General features: G+C 66.7%; 15 protein-coding genes. 9 read left to right on the top strand and 6 right to left on the bottom strand.

Features of this window, described 5'->3' with window-relative positions; all coding sequences use genetic code 11:
- Position 1: 1 nt before the first annotated feature.
- Both tesB and GQ674_RS04195 read right to left on the bottom strand, forming a co-directional pair.
- Entirely contained in the window at positions 2-910 is a 909-nt protein-coding gene (tesB, locus tag GQ674_RS04190) for an acyl-CoA thioesterase II (protein ID WP_038689702.1), read from the bottom strand.
- A gap of 266 nt (positions 911-1,176) precedes the next feature.
- Positions 1,177-1,956, bottom strand: coding sequence for an enoyl-CoA hydratase/isomerase family protein (locus tag GQ674_RS04195; protein WP_159496075.1), 780 nt, complete (start codon positions 1,954-1,956; stop codon positions 1,177-1,179).
- Between the two features lie 34 nt (positions 1,957-1,990).
- Between GQ674_RS04195 and GQ674_RS04200 the strand changes: the two genes are divergently transcribed.
- Positions 1,991-2,434: a copper chaperone PCu(A)C gene (locus GQ674_RS04200; protein WP_159496076.1), complete on the top strand. Its 444-nt coding sequence runs from the start codon at positions 1,991-1,993 to the stop codon at positions 2,432-2,434.
- Between the two features lie 40 nt (positions 2,435-2,474).
- On the opposite strand, the gene GQ674_RS04205 is transcribed toward GQ674_RS04200, so the two are convergent.
- The 3 genes from GQ674_RS04205 to uvrA form a co-directional block, all read right to left on the bottom strand.
- Positions 2,475-3,248 carry an enolase gene (locus tag GQ674_RS04205; RefSeq protein WP_159496077.1) on the bottom strand — a complete coding sequence of 258 codons (774 nt, stop codon included), beginning with the start codon at positions 3,246-3,248 and terminating at the stop codon, positions 2,475-2,477.
- Between the two features lie 126 nt (positions 3,249-3,374).
- A complete protein-coding gene (locus GQ674_RS04210; RefSeq protein ID WP_038689694.1) occupies positions 3,375-3,782 on the bottom strand; it encodes a thioesterase family protein in 408 nt (135 codons plus the stop codon).
- A complete protein-coding gene (gene uvrA, locus GQ674_RS04215; protein WP_159496078.1) occupies positions 3,782-6,775 on the bottom strand; it encodes an excinuclease ABC subunit UvrA in 2,994 nt (997 codons plus the stop codon). Before uvrA ends, GQ674_RS04210 begins: the two co-directional genes overlap by 1 nt.
- Before the next feature lie 294 nt (positions 6,776-7,069).
- Here uvrA and rplU point away from each other — a divergent pair, with 294 nt between their 5' ends.
- The 3 genes from rplU (at position 7,070) to obgE (ending at position 8,916) form a co-directional block, all read left to right on the top strand.
- Positions 7,070-7,387: a 50S ribosomal protein L21 gene (gene rplU / locus GQ674_RS04220; protein WP_038689690.1), complete on the top strand. Its 318-nt coding sequence runs from the start codon at positions 7,070-7,072 to the stop codon at positions 7,385-7,387.
- Between the two features lie 15 nt (positions 7,388-7,402).
- Positions 7,403-7,663 carry a 50S ribosomal protein L27 gene (rpmA, locus tag GQ674_RS04225; protein ID WP_038689688.1) on the top strand — a complete coding sequence of 87 codons (261 nt, stop codon included), beginning with the start codon at positions 7,403-7,405 and terminating at the stop codon, positions 7,661-7,663.
- 200 nt (positions 7,664-7,863) lie between these two features.
- Positions 7,864-8,916: a GTPase ObgE gene (gene obgE / locus GQ674_RS04230; RefSeq protein ID WP_038689686.1), complete on the top strand. Its 1,053-nt coding sequence runs from the start codon at positions 7,864-7,866 to the stop codon at positions 8,914-8,916.
- 394 nt (positions 8,917-9,310) lie between these two features.
- Here obgE and rpsT read toward each other — a convergent pair whose 3' ends face one another.
- Entirely contained in the window at positions 9,311-9,580 is a 270-nt protein-coding gene (rpsT, locus tag GQ674_RS04235) for a 30S ribosomal protein S20 (protein WP_019184515.1), read from the bottom strand.
- Positions 9,581-9,696: 116 nt separating this feature from the next.
- Here rpsT and murJ point away from each other — a divergent pair, with 116 nt between their 5' ends.
- The 5 genes from murJ to ispH all read left to right on the top strand — a co-directional run bounded on the left by murJ (position 9,697) and on the right by ispH (position 16,664).
- On the top strand, positions 9,697-11,301 hold the full coding sequence (murJ, locus tag GQ674_RS04240) for a murein biosynthesis integral membrane protein MurJ (protein WP_159496079.1): 1,605 nt from the start codon (positions 9,697-9,699) through the stop codon (positions 11,299-11,301).
- A gap of 75 nt (positions 11,302-11,376) precedes the next feature.
- A complete protein-coding gene (locus tag GQ674_RS04245) occupies positions 11,377-12,324 on the top strand; it encodes a bifunctional riboflavin kinase/FAD synthetase (protein WP_159496080.1) in 948 nt (315 codons plus the stop codon).
- On the top strand, positions 12,321-15,152 hold the full coding sequence (gene ileS / locus GQ674_RS04250; protein WP_159496081.1) for an isoleucine--tRNA ligase: 2,832 nt from the start codon (positions 12,321-12,323) through the stop codon (positions 15,150-15,152). Before GQ674_RS04245 ends, ileS begins: the two co-directional genes overlap by 4 nt.
- Entirely contained in the window at positions 15,152-15,658 is a 507-nt protein-coding gene (lspA, locus tag GQ674_RS04255) for a signal peptidase II (protein ID WP_128095195.1), read from the top strand. Before ileS ends, lspA begins: the two co-directional genes overlap by 1 nt.
- A 55-nt stretch (positions 15,659-15,713) precedes the next feature.
- Positions 15,714-16,664 carry a 4-hydroxy-3-methylbut-2-enyl diphosphate reductase gene (ispH, locus tag GQ674_RS04260; protein WP_159496082.1) on the top strand — a complete coding sequence of 317 codons (951 nt, stop codon included), beginning with the start codon at positions 15,714-15,716 and terminating at the stop codon, positions 16,662-16,664.
- Positions 16,665-16,684 lie beyond the last annotated feature (20 nt).

The raw sequence follows: 16,684 nt of genomic DNA on the forward strand, positions 1-16,684 counted from the left end.
GTCAGTCCTTGGCCGGAACGGCGGCCGCCGCGGCGCTGTCGGGTACCACGCGGATCAGGCCTTCCTGCGCGGTGCTTGCCACCAGCAGGCCATCGCGGGTGAAGAACTGGCCCCGGGCCAGTCCGCGTGAATCCTGCGCGCTGGGGCTGTCCAGCGAGTACAGCAGCCAGTCGTCGGCGCGGAACGGGCGATGGAACCAGATCGCGTGGTCGAGCGAGGCCATCTGTACGTGCGGCTGGTAGTAGCTGATGCCGTGCGGGAAGGTCGCCGTGCCCAGCAGGTGGAAGTCCGAGGCATAGGCCAGCAGCGCCTGGTGCAGCTCCGGCGCATCGCCCACTTTTTCATTCAGACGCAGCCAGACCTGGTGGTAGGGCGGGCGCTTGGGCGGGTTGAGTTCGTCGCGCGGGTACACGTGGCGGAACTCGAACGGGCCGCCGCGCGACAGCCAGCGCTGCACCTTGATCGGCAGGCGCTCAAGCACCTCCGGTGGCAGCGGGCGGTTGGGTTCGATGTCTTCCGGCTGCGGCACTTCGGGCATCTTGTGCTGGTGCTCGGCGCCCTGTTCGGCCTGCTGGAAGGAGGCCGCGCAGAAGAAGATCACCTTGCCGTGCTGGATCGCCGTCACCCGGCGCACCGAAAAACTGCCGCCGTCGCGGGTGCGGTCCACGTCATAGACGATCGGGTGGTCGATGTTGCCCGCGCGCAGGAAGTAGGCATGCAGCGAATGCACGTGGCGACCGTTGTCCACGGTGGCCTGCGCGGCCGACAGCGCCTGGCCCAGCACCTGGCCGCCAAACACGTACTTGGTCCCGATGTCGCGGCTCTGGCCGCGGAACAGGTTGTCTTCCAGGCGCTCGAGCGTGAGCAGATCGATCAGCTCGGAGACGACGGGTTCGTGCGTGTCGGACAAGGGAAGCAACCTGGGGTGGGCGAACGCAAATTATAGGGTAGTGCCGGCCGCTGGCCGCATGACGGCAACGCATTCGCGCTGCCGCCCCCGCGGTTCGCTCTGCAAACCGCGGGCCCCCTCTCATTGCCCTCCAAACCCCCGCCGCTTCGCGGCCGCCCCCTGACTCAGGGGGCTCATTCCAGCCATGTGCGCGCAGCCCTGCAGTGCCGGGCCGGGAGGTGCGTGGTTGCCGGCCAGCGGCCGGCACTACCGGTGTTTGCCGGGCTTCAGGCCTTGCCGAGCCTGGCCGCCAGCTGCTGCAGCGCCTGCTGGGCGTCCGGGGCGTACCAGGCCTCGACGAAGCGGTCGAGCTGGATCAGGTCGGCGTGCAGGGCCTCGTGCAGGTCGGCGCGGGCGATGGCGCGGGTCAGCAGCATCGGCTGGCGGGGCAGCTTGAGCAGGCGCTGCAGCCACGCCACGGCGCGCGGCACCACCTGGGCGGCATCGGCCAGTTCGTCCACCAGCCCGATCTCCAGCGCACGCTCGGCCGACACCATCTCCCCGCCCACCAGCAACTGGGTGGCGCGGTGATGTCCGACCACGCGGCGCATCAGGCGCTGGATGCCTTCCGGCGCCACCAGCCCCACTTGGACCTCGTTCAGGCCGATCACCGTCGGCTGTGCCGGGTCCGGGCTGCGCGCCAGGATCCGGTAATCGCAGCACAGCGCCAGCACGCAGCCGCCGGCCGGCGCATGCCCGGTCAGCGCGGCCACCACGGGTACCCGGCACTCGGCCAGCGTGCGCACCGCGCCGAAGAACGCCTGCCAGCTGTCGAGCAGCTTGTGCCTGTCCTCGCCATGGCCGAGCAGGTGCGGCACGTCCATGCCGGCGCTGAAGATGCGTTCGCTGCCCGACAGCACGATGCCGTGCGCGTCATCGGCCATGGCCTGGTTGATCGCGTGGATCAGGTGGCGGCACAGCTCGGTGTCCAGCGCGTTGACCGGCGGCCGCGCCAGCCGCAGTTCGCGGATAGGGCCATGGTTGATCACCTCGATAAGCGTCGTCATGCTGCGATCTCGTTGCAGACAGGGAACTGAGGCGATGATAACCAAACCATTCGCGTGCGTATTGTTGAGCCTGTGTGCGCTCGCAACATCGGCCACCGCCGCCGAGCCGGCCTGCGTGTCGGTGCGCGAGGGCTGGGTGCGGCTGCCACCGGGGCCGATGCCGATGGCGGCCGGCTACGGCACGATCCGCAACGACTGCCGCAGCGCGGTGGTGGTGATTGGCGCCGGCAGCAAGGCGTTCGGAGATGTGTCGTTGCATGAAACGACGCTGGTGGAGGGCATCAGCCGCATGCGCGAGGTGGAGCGGCTGCCGATCGCGGCCGGCGCCACGGTCGAACTCAAACCCGGTGGCCTGCACCTGATGCTGATGCAGCCCGAGGTGACCCTGAAGGAGGGCGCCGCGTTGCCGCTGCGGCTCAGCCTTGAAGATGGGCGCAAGGTGGATGGCGTGTTGCAGGTGCGCAAGGCGGTGCCGTGAGGCATTCAACGGCTGCCGTTCACGACCACGACGCGATCTGTCACGACCAGTCGAACGTGAACAATACCGTCCGGCTGCGCGGCTCGTAGAACATCAGGATCGCGTCGGCGCCACTGGCGCACCAGTTGTAGGAGGCGACATCGGCGACGTGGAAGAACGGCTCGCCGTCCCGCGTGATGCGGATGCCGTCGTCGGGAAGGTGCGTGCTGTCATTGCGGAAGTGCAGGCTGCCGTGCTGTGTGGTGCCGGCCAGGTCGTCGATCCGGAATGCCGACGGGATCGTGCTGTAGTCGGTCCAGTTGCCGTGCCAGAGCGGGCCGCCCAGGTTGTCCAGATAGGCCTGCTGCTGCGGCGCTTCGTCTTCGTCATCGACGTCCACGCCGCTGACCAGCATGCCGTGCTGCTGGAAATACGCACGGGCCGCAGCATGGCTGTCCTGCATTTCCGCGGCGTGCTCACGCAGGTCCTCATCGACTGGCAGCACATCGCTGTTCTGCGGCGCGCGCTGGAAATAGCCTTCGTTGCCGAGGAAGCGCAGCCGGTTGTCGGCCTGCAGTTCGAAGGCCAGCCAGTTGCTGCCGGTGAAGGCGTTGTGGTGCGCCTCCGTGCCATCGCCCAGGCAGCCTTCGTACGGCTCGATCGGGCACAGCAGCGTGACCACGCTACCGGCCAGTTCGGGTCGCAGCAGGCCCAGGTCGATGGCGATCAACGGCAGCAGGTGGTCGGTCAGCCAGGGCTGGTCGGGCGCGAACACATCAACGGGAAACGGCGTTAGCCCCGGCTGCAACACGCGGACATCGGTCTGGTGAAACATGGCGATCCTTTGCATACAACGCGGTAATGGCGCCCGAGGGAATCCCGGTGGTGTTGGCCGCTGGCCGGCAACCAGGTGAATCCGTCCGGGGGGTACGGGGTTGCCGGCCAGCGGCCGGCACTACCTTCAGGTGGACGCGGTGCGGATCGCGTCGGGCAGCGGCGCGCTCTTGCCGGTCTGGGTGTCCATCCAGACCACCACCACGTTGCCATCCGAATACAGCCTGGCGTCGTCGTTCTGGTCCACGATGCGATGGCCGATGGTGACGCTGCTGTTGCCGAGGCGTTCCACGAACAGCTCCACCACGATGTCGTTGGGCCACACGATCGGCAGGCGGTAATTGACGTTGGTGGCCGCCACCACCGGGGCGATGCGGTCGGTCATCGACACGCCGTCCACGCCCAGCATCCAGCGCACGCGCGCCTCTTCCAGGTACGAGATGTACTTGGCGTTGTTGACGTGGCCCATGCTGTCCATGTCGCGCCAGCGCACGCTGATCGGTACGCGGGCCAGGATCTTGTGTTCGCTGCTCATCAGGCGTCCTTCTTCTTCTTGCTGGTGGTGCTGGTCTTGCTGGCCTTGCCGGTGCTCTTGGCCGCGGCAGCCTTCTTGGCCGGCTTCTCCGGCTTGACCTTGCGGGGCGGGCGCGCATCGGGCTTGTTGGCGGTCGCGGCCGGCTGCTGCGGGCGGGCGCTGGTCGAAGGCAGCATCTTGGCCAGGAACTGGCCGGTGTACGAGGTCGGGCAGGCCGCCACGTCTTCCGGCGTACCGGTGACCAGTATGGTGCCACCGCGATGGCCGCCTTCCGGACCCAGATCGACGATCCAGTCGGCGGTCTTGATCACGTCCAGGTTGTGCTCGATCACCACCACCGTGTTGCCTTCGTCGCGCAGCTTGTGCAGCACGCCGAGCAGCGCTTCGATGTCGTGGAAGTGCAGGCCGGTGGTCGGCTCATCCAGGATGTACAGCGTGCGGCCGGTATCGCGCCGCGACAGCTCCTTGGACAGCTTCACGCGCTGCGCTTCACCACCGGACAGCGTGGTCGCGCTCTGGCCCAGCTTGATGTAGCTCAGCCCCACGTCGACCAGCGTTTCCAGCTTCCGCGCGATGCTCGGCACCGGCTCGAACAGCTTCAGTGCATCTTCGACGGTCATCTGCAGCACGTCGTTGATGTTGAAGCCCTTGTACAGGATCTCCAGCGTTTCGCGGTTGTAGCGCTTGCCATGGCACACGTCGCAGGGCACGTACACGTCCGGCAGGAAGTGCATTTCCACCTTGATCAGGCCATCGCCCTGGCACGCTTCGCAGCGGCCACCGCGCACGTTGAAGCTGAAACGCCCCGGCGAATAGCCGCGCGCACGCGCTTCGGGCACCTGTGCGTACAACTCGCGCAGCGGCGTGAACAGGCCGGTGTAGGTGGCCGGGTTCGAGCGCGGGGTGCGACCGATCGGCGACTGGTCGATGTCCACGACCTTGTCGAACAGGTCCAGGCCTTCGACCTCCTTGTACGGCGCGATAGCGTGCGAAGAGCCGTTGATCTCGTTGGCAGCCAGCGAGAACAGGGTGTCGTTGATCAGGGTCGACTTGCCCGAGCCGGACACGCCGGTGATGCAGGTCAGCAGGCCCGACGGAATGTCCAGGTCCACGCCCTTGAGGTTGTTGCCGCTGGCACCACGCAGGTGCAGCGTCATCTTCGGGTTCGGCTTGTGCCGGCGCGCGGGAATCTCGATGGCACGCTTGCCCGACAGGTACTGCCCGGTCAGCGAACGCGGCGCATCCAGGATGTCCTGCAGCGTGCCTTGGCCGACGATCTCGCCGCCATGCACGCCCGCGCCCGGACCGATGTCCAGCACGTAGTCGGCCAGGCGGATCGCGTCTTCGTCATGCTCGACCACGATCACCGTGTTGCCCAGGTCACGCAGGCGGGTAAGGGTGCCGAGCAGGCGTTCGTTGTCGCGCTGGTGCAGGCCGATGGAGGGCTCATCGAGCACGTACATCACGCCGACCAGGCCGGCGCCGATCTGGCTGGCCAGGCGGATGCGCTGGGCCTCGCCGCCGGACAGGGTGTCGGCCTTGCGCTCCAGGGTGAGGTAATCCAGGCCCACATCGACGAGGAAGCCGAGGCGCTCGCCGATCTCCTTGACGATCTTGCCGGCAATCTCGCCGCGCCAGCCGGGCAGGATCATGCCGCTGAAGAACTTCAGCGCTTCATCGATCGGCAGCACCACCAGTTCCGGCAGTGCGCGGTCGGCCACGAACACGTTGCGCGCAGCCTTGTTCAAGCGCTGGCCCTGGCACTCGGGGCAGTTGCGCTCGCTGATGTACTTGGCCAGTTCTTCGCGCACCGCCGCCGATTCGGTTTCCTTGTAGCGGCGTTCCAGGTTCGGAATGATGCCCTCGAAGCGGTGCTTGCGCTGGGTGCGGCCGCCGGCTTCGGTGAAATAGGTGAAGGTGATGGTCTCTTCGCCGCTGCCGTACAGCACTGCCTGGCGCACGTCCTCGGGCAGGGTCTGCCAGGCCGCATCGACGTCGAACTTGTAGTGCTTGGCCAGCGAGGCGATCAGCTGGAAGTAGTACGCATTGCGGCGGTCCCAGCCGCGCACGGCACCGGCCGACAGCGACAGCTCCGGGTGCACCACCACGCGCGAAGGGTCGAAGAACTCGGCCATGCCCAGCCCGTCGCAGCCCGGGCAGGCGCCGACGGGCGAATTGAACGAAAACAGGCGCGGTTCCAGCTCCGGCAGCGAGTAGTCGCAGACCGGGCAGCTGTACTTGGACGAGAACAGGTGCGCGGGCGCGTCTTCCACATCCAGCGACTGCACCGAGACCATGCCGTCGCCCAGCTTCAGAGCGGTTTCAAAGCTCTCGGCCAGGCGCTGCTTGATGTCCTCGCGCGGGCGGAAGCGGTCGATCACCGCCTCGATGGTGTGCTTCTGGCGCAGTGCCAGCGGCGGTACCGCATCGATTTCATGCAGGATGCCGTCCACGCGCACGCGCACAAAGCCCTGCGCGCGCAGCTGGTCGAACACCTGGGCGTGCTCGCCCTTGCGCTCGCGGATCACCGGGGCCAGCAGCATGTAGCGCTGCTCGGTGTCCAGGCTGAGCACGTGGTCGACCATCTGGCTGACCGTCTGGGCTTCCAGCGGGTAGCCGTGGTCGGGGCAGCGCGGGCTGCCGACGCGGGCGTACAGCAGGCGCAGGTAGTCGTAGATCTCGGTGATGGTGCCCACGGTGGACCGCGGGTTGTGCGAGGTCGACTTCTGCTCGATCGAGATCGCCGGGGACAGGCCCTCGATGTGGTCCAGGTCCGGCTTTTCCATCACGCTGAGGAACTGGCGGGCATAGGCCGACAGCGACTCCACGTAACGACGCTGGCCTTCGGCGTAGATGGTGTCGAACGCCAGCGAGGACTTGCCCGAGCCGGACAGGCCGGTGATGACAATCAGCTTGTCGCGGGGCAGGTCGAGATCGATGTTCTTGAGGTTGTGCGTCCGCGCGCCGCGGATGCGGATGAAATCCATCGCCATGGGGGATCCGTTGTGGGGCTCTGGCCCGGAGGGCCGGCAAGCGGGTGGGGCAAGCGGAGACGGCAATCGGTCAGCCTACCGAGCTTGGGATTTGGGGGCAATCGCGCACATTGCCAGCCCCGGGTCTCACCGCCTGAGACCTGCCGGGGCGTTACCTGAACAGGATTCAGCCCCAGACAGGGCAAGGTGGGGGGTGACTTGACCCGACCCACCACCAGTCATTAAAATCCCGCTTCTGTCTGCCCTCGATGGCAGCAGTCCATAGACCACAATAACTACAGAGGAAGTCTGGTCATGTACGCAGTACTGGTAACCGGCGGTAAGCAATACCGCGTGGCGCAGGGCGAAACGCTCCGCGTCGAAAAACTCGAAGTCGAAGTCGGCAACGAGATCACGTTCGACACCATCCTGATGCTGGGTGACAGCGATGGCATCAAGCTGGGCGACGCTCTGAGCGGCGCTTCGGTCACTGCCAAGGTCGTGTCCCAGGGTCGTGCTGACAAGGTCCGGATCATCAAGTTCCGTCGCCGTAAGCACCACATGAAGCGCCAGGGTCACCGTCAGTACTACACCGAAATCGAGATCACCGGCATTGCCGGTGGCAGCAAGTAATAAGGAGAACCAGTCATGGCACATAAAAAAGGCGTAGGCTCTTCGCGCAACGGTCGCGACTCCAACCCGAAGTACCTCGGCGTCAAGATCTTCGGTGGCCAGGCCATCGATGCCGGCAACATCATCGTGCGTCAGCGCGGCACCCAGTTCCATCCGGGTAGCGGCGTTGGCCTCGGCCGTGACCACACCCTGTTCGCGCTCGTCGACGGCAAGGTGGAGTTCTCGGTCAAGGGCCCGAAGAAGCGTCGTACCGTCAGCGTCGTCGCCGAAGCCTGATCTTCGCGATACGCAGGCGCCCACGCCTAGCGCGTGGGGCCGCTGACGAAAGCCCCGCTTCGGCGGGGTTTTTGTTTTTTGTTTTTGTTCGAACATGGGCGGGGATCCTTCCCGCCACCGTCCACGGATCGTACCGGGGACGTTAGACTCTGCGGTCGGGTGCATCCGCTGCCCGCCGCCTCCAGTTGGCATCCAGAATCATGAAACTTGTAGACGAAGCAGAAATCCAGGTCACCGCCGGCAATGGCGGCAACGGCTGCGTCGGTTTCCGTCGCGAGAAGTTCATTCCGCTGGGCGGCCCGGACGGTGGCGATGGTGGCAATGGCGGCAACGTCTGGATCCGCGCCGACGCCAACCTGAACACCCTGGTCGACTTCCGCCACGAGCGCATCTTCAAGGCGCAGCGCGGTGAGAACGGCATGGGCCGCCAGGCCTACGGCAAGGGCGGCGAAGACCTGGTCATCACCGTGCCGGTCGGCACCGTGGTCATGAACGTGGCCACCGATGAAATCATCGGCGACCTGACCCAGCATGACGACCGCCTGCTGGTGGCCAAGGGCGGCCGCGGCGGCCTGGGCAACATGCATTTCAAGAGCTCCACCAACCGTTCGCCGCGCCAGGCGCTGCCGGGCGAAGAGGGTGAAGAGCGCCTGCTCAAGCTGGAGCTGAAGCTGCTGGCCGACGTGGGCCTGCTGGGCTTCCCCAATGCAGGCAAGAGCACCCTGATCCGCGCGGTGTCTGCCGCCACCCCGAAGGTGGCCGATTATCCGTTCACCACGCTGTACCCGAACCTGGGTGTGGTGCGCGTTGAAAATTACCGCAGCTTCGTCATCGCCGACATTCCCGGCCTGATCGAAGGGGCCGCCGACGGTGCCGGCCTGGGCGCTCAGTTCCTGCGCCACCTGCAGCGCACCCGCCTGTTGCTGCACCTGGTGGACATCTCCCCGATGGAAGGTGGCGTGGAAGGCGTCTCGCCGATCGAGCAGGTCCGTGCGATCGAGCGCGAGCTGGAAAAGCACGATCCGGAGCTGCTGGACAAGCCGCGCTGGCTGGTGCTGAACAAGGCCGACCTGATGTTCGAGGACGAGGCCAAGGCTGCGGCCGAGAAGATCGTCGCCGAGCTGGGCTGGACCCAGCCGTGGTACCTGGTCTCGGCGCTGGGCCGCGAAGGCACCTGGCCGATCATGACCAACATCATGGCCTTCTTTGATCGCCAGAAGGAAGACGAGGCGCAAGCGCGCGATGCGTACTGAGCGCCTCCGCGCGCCCCTGAACAACCCGGCTGCGGCCGGGTTTTTCTGTGGTGCGCCCGCGCCGGGTGGGCGGGGCGTCGTCTTGCGGACGTCGCGTTTGCATAACGCCGTAGAGCCGGGCTCTGCCCGGCTGGCATCCGACGTTCACGATATCGCTGCGAAGGGCAGCCGGGCAGAGCCCGGCTCTACGGCCCGGCTGGGGTCCAACGTTGACGATATCGCCGCGAAGGGCAGCCGGGCAGAGCCCGGCGCTACGGCCTGGCTGGCGTCCAGCCGGGCAGAATCCGGCAATACGGTTCTGCGGGCAACAAAAAACCCGGCCGGGGCCGGGTCTTTTTCTGCGGCTGGGTCGAAGCCACGCGGGGCGTGGCTCTACGACACCCGCAGCGCCGTATCAGGCGGCCTTGATGGCCTTGATGCGCGCGGTCAGGCGGCTCTTGTGGCGAGCGGCCTTGTTCTTGTGGATCAGACCACGCGAGCTGAAACGGTCGAGGATCGGCTGGGCAACAGCGAAGGCTGCCTCGGCGCCGGCGGCGTCATTGGCATCCAGAGCCTTGATCACCTTCTTGACAGCGGTGCGCAGCATCGAACGCTGAGCCGTATTGCGCGCGTTGCGCACGACGGTCTGCTTGGCGCGCTTCTTGGCGGACTTGATATTGGCCACAGTGGTGGTTTCCTGAAAAATCGGTGTAATGGGAACAGCAAGCTGGAAAGTATGATGGCTCGAAAAATGTACGTCAAGTCAATTGTCAAGAGGGAACACGGGTGAGTTCACCAAGGATGTTGCGGGGTCTGCTGTCTTTCAGCAGCATGACCATGATTTCGCGGGTGTTGGGGCTGGTTCGCGACCAGGTCATCACCACCACGTTCGGCACCAATGCGGTGACCGATGCCTTCTGGGTGGCCTTCCGGGTGCCCAACTTCCTCCGCCGGCTGTTCGCGGAGGGCTCCTTCGCCACCGCCTTCGTGCCGGTGTTCACGGAAGTGAAGGAAACCCGCCCCCACGCCGAGCTGCGCGAGCTGATGTCGCGGGTGGCCGGCACCCTGGGTGGCGTGTTGATGCTGGTCACCGCGCTGGCGCTGATCTTCGCGCCGCAGCTGGCAACCCTGTTCTCCAGCGGGGTGGACACCGACCCGGCCAAGCATGGCCTGCTGGTCGACCTGTTCCGGCTGACCTTCCCGTTCCTGCTGTTCGTGTCGCTGACCGCGCTGGCGGGCGGCGCCCTCAACAGCTTCCAGCGCTTTGCGATGCCTGCGCTGACCCCGGTCATCCTCAACCTGTGCATGATCGCCGGCGCGGTGTGGCTGGCCCCCCGGCTGGGCGGCACCCCGGAGAAGCAGATACTGGCCCTGGGCTGGGCGGTGCTGGCGGCGGGGCTGCTGCAGCTGCTGTTCCAGCTGCCCTCCCTGAAGGGCATCAACCTGCTGACCCTGCCGCGCTGGGGCTGGCGGCATCCGGGCGTGCGCAAGGTGCTCACCCTGATGGTGCCGACCCTGTTCGGCTCCTCGGTGGCCCAGATCAACCTGCTGCTGGATACCGTGATCGCGGCCAAGCTGACCGACGGCTCGCAGTCCTGGCTGTCGCTGGCTGACCGCTTCCTGGAGCTGCCACTGGGCGTGTTCGGCGTCGCGCTGGGCACGGTGATCCTGCCGGCGCTGGCCCGCCACCACGTCAGCACCGATAAGGCCGGCTTCTCCAGCGCGCTGGACTGGGGCCTGCGCACGACCCTGCTGATTTCGGTGCCGGCCATGCTGGGCCTGGTGCTGCTGGCCGAGCCGCTGATCGCCACGCTGTTCCAGTACAAGGAATTCACCGCCTTCGACACCCGCATGACCGCGTTGTCGGTGTACGGCCTGAGCTTCGGCCTGCCGGCGTTCGCGCTGCTCAAGGTGGTGTTGCCGGCGTTCTACGCGCGCCAGGACACCCGCACCCCGGTCCGGGCCGGTATCGTCGCGCTGGTGGCCAACATGGTCTTCAACTTCCTCCTGCTGGCCGTGCTGTACCAGGTGATGGTGCCGGACGCGCTGAAGGCGCAGGGTGTGTGGGTCGCACTGGGCAAGCAGCCGGGCCTGCACCTGGCGCTGGGCATCGCCAGCGCGCTGTCCAGTTACCTGAACCTTGGCCTGCTCTGGTACTGGCTGGGCAAGACCGATGTGTACCAGCGCAAGCCTGGCTGGGCCGGCTACGTGACCCGCCTGGGCCTGGCCTGCGCGGCCATGGTGGCGGTGCTGCTGGCCCTGCTGCACGGCATGTCCGGCTTCACCGAGATGGACAAATGGCACCGGATGGGCAACCTCGCGCTGCTGGTCGGCGGCGGCGGCCTGACCTACCTGGTGGCCCTGGTGGCGATGGGGTTCCGCCCGCGCCACCTGCGCGAGCATTGATCCGTGGGCACCCCGGCTATACTTCACGGCTATCCCTTGCACTCTATCGGCCCTGGTGGGCCGGATTCCCAGTTGATGAGCAGGTTGTTCAGAAGCATTGAAGGCGGGCCGCTGTTCCCGCACGGAAGCGTGGTCTGCATCGGCGCATTCGACGGCCTGCACCTCGGCCATCGTGCGTTGGTGCGGCATGCGGCGGCGCGTGCGCGCGCGATGGGCGTGGCTGCCGTGGCGGTCGCGTTCGAACCGTTGCCGCGCGAGTACTTCGCCCAGGGCGAGCCGCCGCCACGGCTGACCCTGGCCCGCGACAAAGTGGCCATGCTCAACGAACTGGGCGTGGATGCGGTGGGCCTGCTGCGCTTCGATGCGCGCATGGCCGCCATGCAGCCCGAAGACTTCGTCCAGCAGCTGCTGGTGCAGCGCCTGAGTGCGCGTGAAGTCTGGATCGGCCCGGAGTTCTGCTTCGGCAACCGCCGTCGCGGCGATCTGGCGCTGCTACAGGCCATGGGCGCGGAGCAGGGCTTTACGGCGGGGGAAATCGACCCGGTGGACCTGCACGGCGAGCGCATTTCCAGCACCCGCATCCGCCAGCTGCTGCGCGAAGGCAACTTCACCCACGCCAACGATCTGCTTGGCCGCCCGTACTCGATCGGGGGCCGGGTGGTGCGCGGGCGCCAGCTGGGCCGTACGCTGGGCTTCCCGACGGCCAACCTGCGTTTCCCCAAGACCCCGGCGCTGTCGGGCATCTATGCCACCTGGGTGCACGGCGTGTTCGACCAGCCGTGGCCGTCGGTGTCCAGCTTCGGCACCCGTCCCACCGTGGACGGCGTGGAGCCGCTGCTGGAAGCGCACCTGTTCGATTTCCAGGGCGACCTGTACGGTCGTCATATTGAAGTGGAATTCGTCGCCAAGCTGCGCGACGAAGAGAAGTTCCAAGACCTGGCCGCGTTGACCGACCAGATGCACCGTGACGCCGAACAGGCGCGTCACATCCTTTCCGAACACAGATTGCGAGCCACTGCGTGAGCCAGGACTACAAAGCCACCCTTCATCTGCCGGCAACCGAATTCCCGATGCGCGGCGACCTGCCCAAGCGCGAGCCGGGCATTCTGTCGCGCTGGGAAGACGAGGGCCTGTACGCCCGCCTGCGCGAGAACGCGCAGGGTCGCCCGCTGTTCGTGCTGCACGACGGCCCGCCTTACGCCAACGGCCAGATCCACCTGGGCCATGCGGTCAACAAGATCCTCAAGGACATCATCGTCAAGTCGCGCTACCTGGCCGGCTTCGATGCGCCCTACGTGCCGGGCTGGGATTGCCACGGCCTGCCGATCGAGATCGCGGTCGAGAAGAAGTGGGGCAAGGTCGGGGTCAAGCTGGACGCCGAGCAGTTCCGTCAGAAGTGCCGCGAATTCGCCGAAGAGCAGATCGAGCTGCAGCGCCGCGACTTCAAGCGCCTGGGCGTGATCGGCGATTGGGGCAACCCGTACAAGACGCTGAGCTTCGATTTCGAGGCCAATGAAATCCGCGCGCTGTCCAAGGTGTTCGCCAACGGCCACATCGTGCGCGGCGCCAAGCCGGTGCATTGGTGCTTCGACTGCGGCTCGGCGCTGGCGGAAGCGGAAATCGAATACCAGGACAAGACCTCGCCGGCGATCGACGTGGCCTACGCCGCGCGTGATGGCGCGCAGCTGGCCGCGCGCTTCGGCGCGACCGTGCCGGCCGATGTCGAGGTGGCCGTGCCGATCTGGACGACCACCCCGTGGACGCTGCCGGCCTCGCTGGCGGTGTCCCTCGGTGCGGAGATCGAGTACGTGCTGGCCGAAGGCCCGGCGCACAACGGCAGGCGCCGCTGGCTGGTGCTGGCGTCCGCGCTGGCCGAGCGTTCGCTGCAGCGCTACGGCGTCGATGGGCTGGTCGTGCACGGCCACGCCACCGGTGCGGCGCTGGAAAACCTGCTGCTGGCCCATCCGTTCTATCCCACCCGCGACATCCCGCTGCTCAACGGCGCCCACGTCTCCGATGAAGACGGCACCGGTGCGGTGCATACCGCCCCCGGCCACGGCCAGGAAGACTTCGTGGTCAGCCAGCAGTACGGGCTGATGGACAAGTACAACGCCGGCCAGATCAATCCGGTCGACGGCCGTGGCGTGTACCTGTCCTCGACCCCGCCGGCTGGCGATGTCGAACTGGCCGGCGTGCACCTGTGGAAGGCGCAGCCGCTGATCGTGGACGTGCTGCGCGCCTCCGGTGCGCTGCTGGCCCATGTCGAGATCGTGCACAGCTACCCGCACTGCTGGCGCCACAAGACGCCGGTGGTGTTCCGCGCCACCCCGCAGTGGTTCATCTCGATGGACAAGGCCAACCTGCGCAGCGATGCGATGGCCGCCATCGACAATGTCGGCTGGTTCCCGAGCTGGGGCAAGGCGCGCATCGGCGGCATGGTCGAAGGGCGCCCGGACTGGTGCATCAGCCGCCAGCGCACCTGGGGCGTGCCGATCGCGATGTTCACCCACCGCGAAACCGGCGAGCCGCACCCGCGCACCGTTGAACTGATGCAGCAGGTGGCCGACCGCGTGGAGCAGGGCGGCATCGACGTCTGGTATTCGCTGGACAGCGCCGAGCTGCTCGGCGACGACGCCGCGCAGTACGAGAAGGTCACCGACATCCTGGATGTGTGGTTCGATTCCGGCGTGACCCACGAAGGCGTGCTGCTGGCGCGAGGCTTCGGCAAGCCGGCCGACCTGTACCTGGAAGGCTCGGACCAGCACCGCGGGTGGTTCCAGTCCTCGCTGCTGACCGGCGTGGCCATCGACAAGCACGCCCCGTACAAGCAGTGCCTCACCCATGGGTTCACCGTGGATGAGAAGGGCCGCAAGATGTCCAAGTCGCTGGGCAACGGCATTGAGCCGCAGGACATCATGAAGACGCTGGGCGCGGACATCCTGCGCCTGTGGATCGCCTCGGCCGACTACAGCAATGAAATGTCGCTGTCGCAGGAGATCCTCAAGCGCAATGCCGACGCCTACCGGCGCCTGCGCAACACCGCGCGCTTCCTGCTGGGCAACCTGGACGGCTTCGACCCGGCCCAGCATCGGGTGGCACCGGCCGACATGGTCGCACTGGACCGCTGGATCGTGCATCGCGCCTTCGAGGTGCAGGAGAAGATCAAGGCCGCCTACACCAGCTACACCATGGCCGAGATCGTGCAGCTGCTGCTGAACTTCTGCAGCGTCGACCTGGGCTCGCTGTACCTGGACGTCACCAAGGACCGGCTGTACACCATGCCGGTGGACTCGCGCGGCCGCCGCTCGGCGCAGACCGCGATGTACCACATCGCCGAAGCGTTCACCCGCTGGATCGCCCCGATCCTGAGCTTCACCGCCGACGAGCTGTGGGGCTACCTGCCGGGCGAACGCAAGGACAACGTGCTGTTTGCCACCTGGTACGACGGTCTGGAACCGCTGCCGGCCGACGCGCCGCTCACCGCCGCCGATTTCGACCAGCTGCTGGCCCTGCGCGAGCAGGTGTCCAAGGTGCTCGAGCCGATGCGCGCCAACGGTGCCATCGGTGCGGCGCTGGAAGCGGAGATCACCGTGGCCGCCGACGCGGACACTGCCGCCCGCTGGCAGCCGCTGGCTGACGAACTGCGCTTCCTGCTGATCAGTGGCGATGTGCAGGTGCGCCCGGCGACCACCGATGAGGTGTTTGTCAGCGCGCAGCCGACCGAAAAAACCAAGTGCGTGCGCTGTTGGCATTACCGTGCCGACGTGGGCACGGTGGCGGCCCATCCGGAACTGTGCGGTCGCTGCGTGACCAACATCGACGGCGCCGGCGAAGATCGGCGGTGGTTCTGATGAGCGCCGTCCGTCCGCGTCCCAATGCGTTGGTGTGGTTGCTGCTGTCGGTGGCGATCATCGGCCTGGACCAGTGGAGCAAGGCCTGGGTGCTGTCCAGCCTGCCCGAGTACCAGCCGGTGGTGGTCATCGAGGGCTTCTGGAACTGGTTCCGCACCTACAATACCGGTGCTGCATTCAGCTTCCTGAGCGATGCCGGTGGCTGGCAGTTGTGGTTCTTCACTGCGCTGGCAGTGGGCATCAGCGGCCTGATGGCGTTCTGGCTGTCGCGCACCGCCCGGGCCCACTGGCGCAGCGCGGTGCCTTACGCGCTGGTCATCGGCGGGGCGATCGGCAACGTGATCGACCGGCTGATGCACGGTCACGTGGTGGACTTCATCCAGTGGCACATCGGTGACCATTACTGGCCTTCGTTCAACATCGCCGACGCGGCGATCGTGGTCGGGGCGGTCGGGATCGCTGTGTTTGGCCTGTTCGACGGCAAGTCCGAGAAAAAAGCGGGATAATTCCCTCCTGTTTCCTGCAATCAACCGGCCGCGTGCCGGCCGGAGTATCTGACCGATGGACGTGTTGCTCGCCAATCCGCGTGGTTTCTGTGCCGGTGTCGATCGTGCGATCGAGATCGTCAAGCGCGCGATCGAGACCCTTGGGGCGCCGATCTACGTGCGCCACGAGGTCGTGCACAACCGTTTCGTGGTGGATGACCTGAAGGCGCGCGGCGCGATCTTCGTCGAGGAACTCGACGAAGTGCCCGACGACAATACCGTCATCTTCAGCGCCCACGGCGTGTCCCAGGCCGTGCGCCAGGAAGCCGAGCGCCGTGGCCTGAAAGTGTTCGATGCCACCTGCCCGCTGGTCACCAAGGTGCACCTGGAAGTGGCCCGCCACTGCCGCGCCGGCCGCGACGTGGTGCTGATCGGCCACGCCGGCCACCCGGAAGTGGAAGGCACCATGGGCCAGTGGAACCGCGAGCGCGGCACCGGCCGGATCTACCTGGTGGAGGACGTCGACGACGTGGCCACGCTGGAGATCGAGCAGCCGGACAACTTCGCCTACACCACCCAGACCACGCTGTCGGTGGATGACACGCGCGGCATCATCGAGGCCATGCGTGCGCGCTTCCCGGCGATGCAGGGGCCCAAGAACGACGACATCTGCTACGCCACCCAGAACCGCCAGGACGCCGTGCGCGACCTGGCCCAGCGCTGCGACCTGGTGCTGGTGGTGGGCTCGCCGAACAGCTCCAACTCCAACCGCCTCAGTGAACTGGCGCGCCGTGAAGGCGTGGAGTCGTACCTGATCGACGGCGCCCACGAAATCGACCCGGCCTGGGTGGCAGGCAAGAAGCACATCGGCCTGACCGCTGGCGCATCGGCACCGCAGGTGCTGGTGGACGGCGTGATCGCACGCTTGAAGGAGCTGGGGGCCACCGGCGTCGGCGAACTCGACGGCGAGCCGGAATCGATGGTGTTCGCGCTGCCCAAGGAACTGCGGCTGCGGTTGATCAGCTGAGCCACGTCGCTGCGTCAGTG

Source organism: Stenotrophomonas sp. 364, from assembly GCF_009832905.1.
GTDB classification, from domain to species: domain Bacteria; phylum Pseudomonadota; class Gammaproteobacteria; order Xanthomonadales; family Xanthomonadaceae; genus Stenotrophomonas; species Stenotrophomonas maltophilia_AP.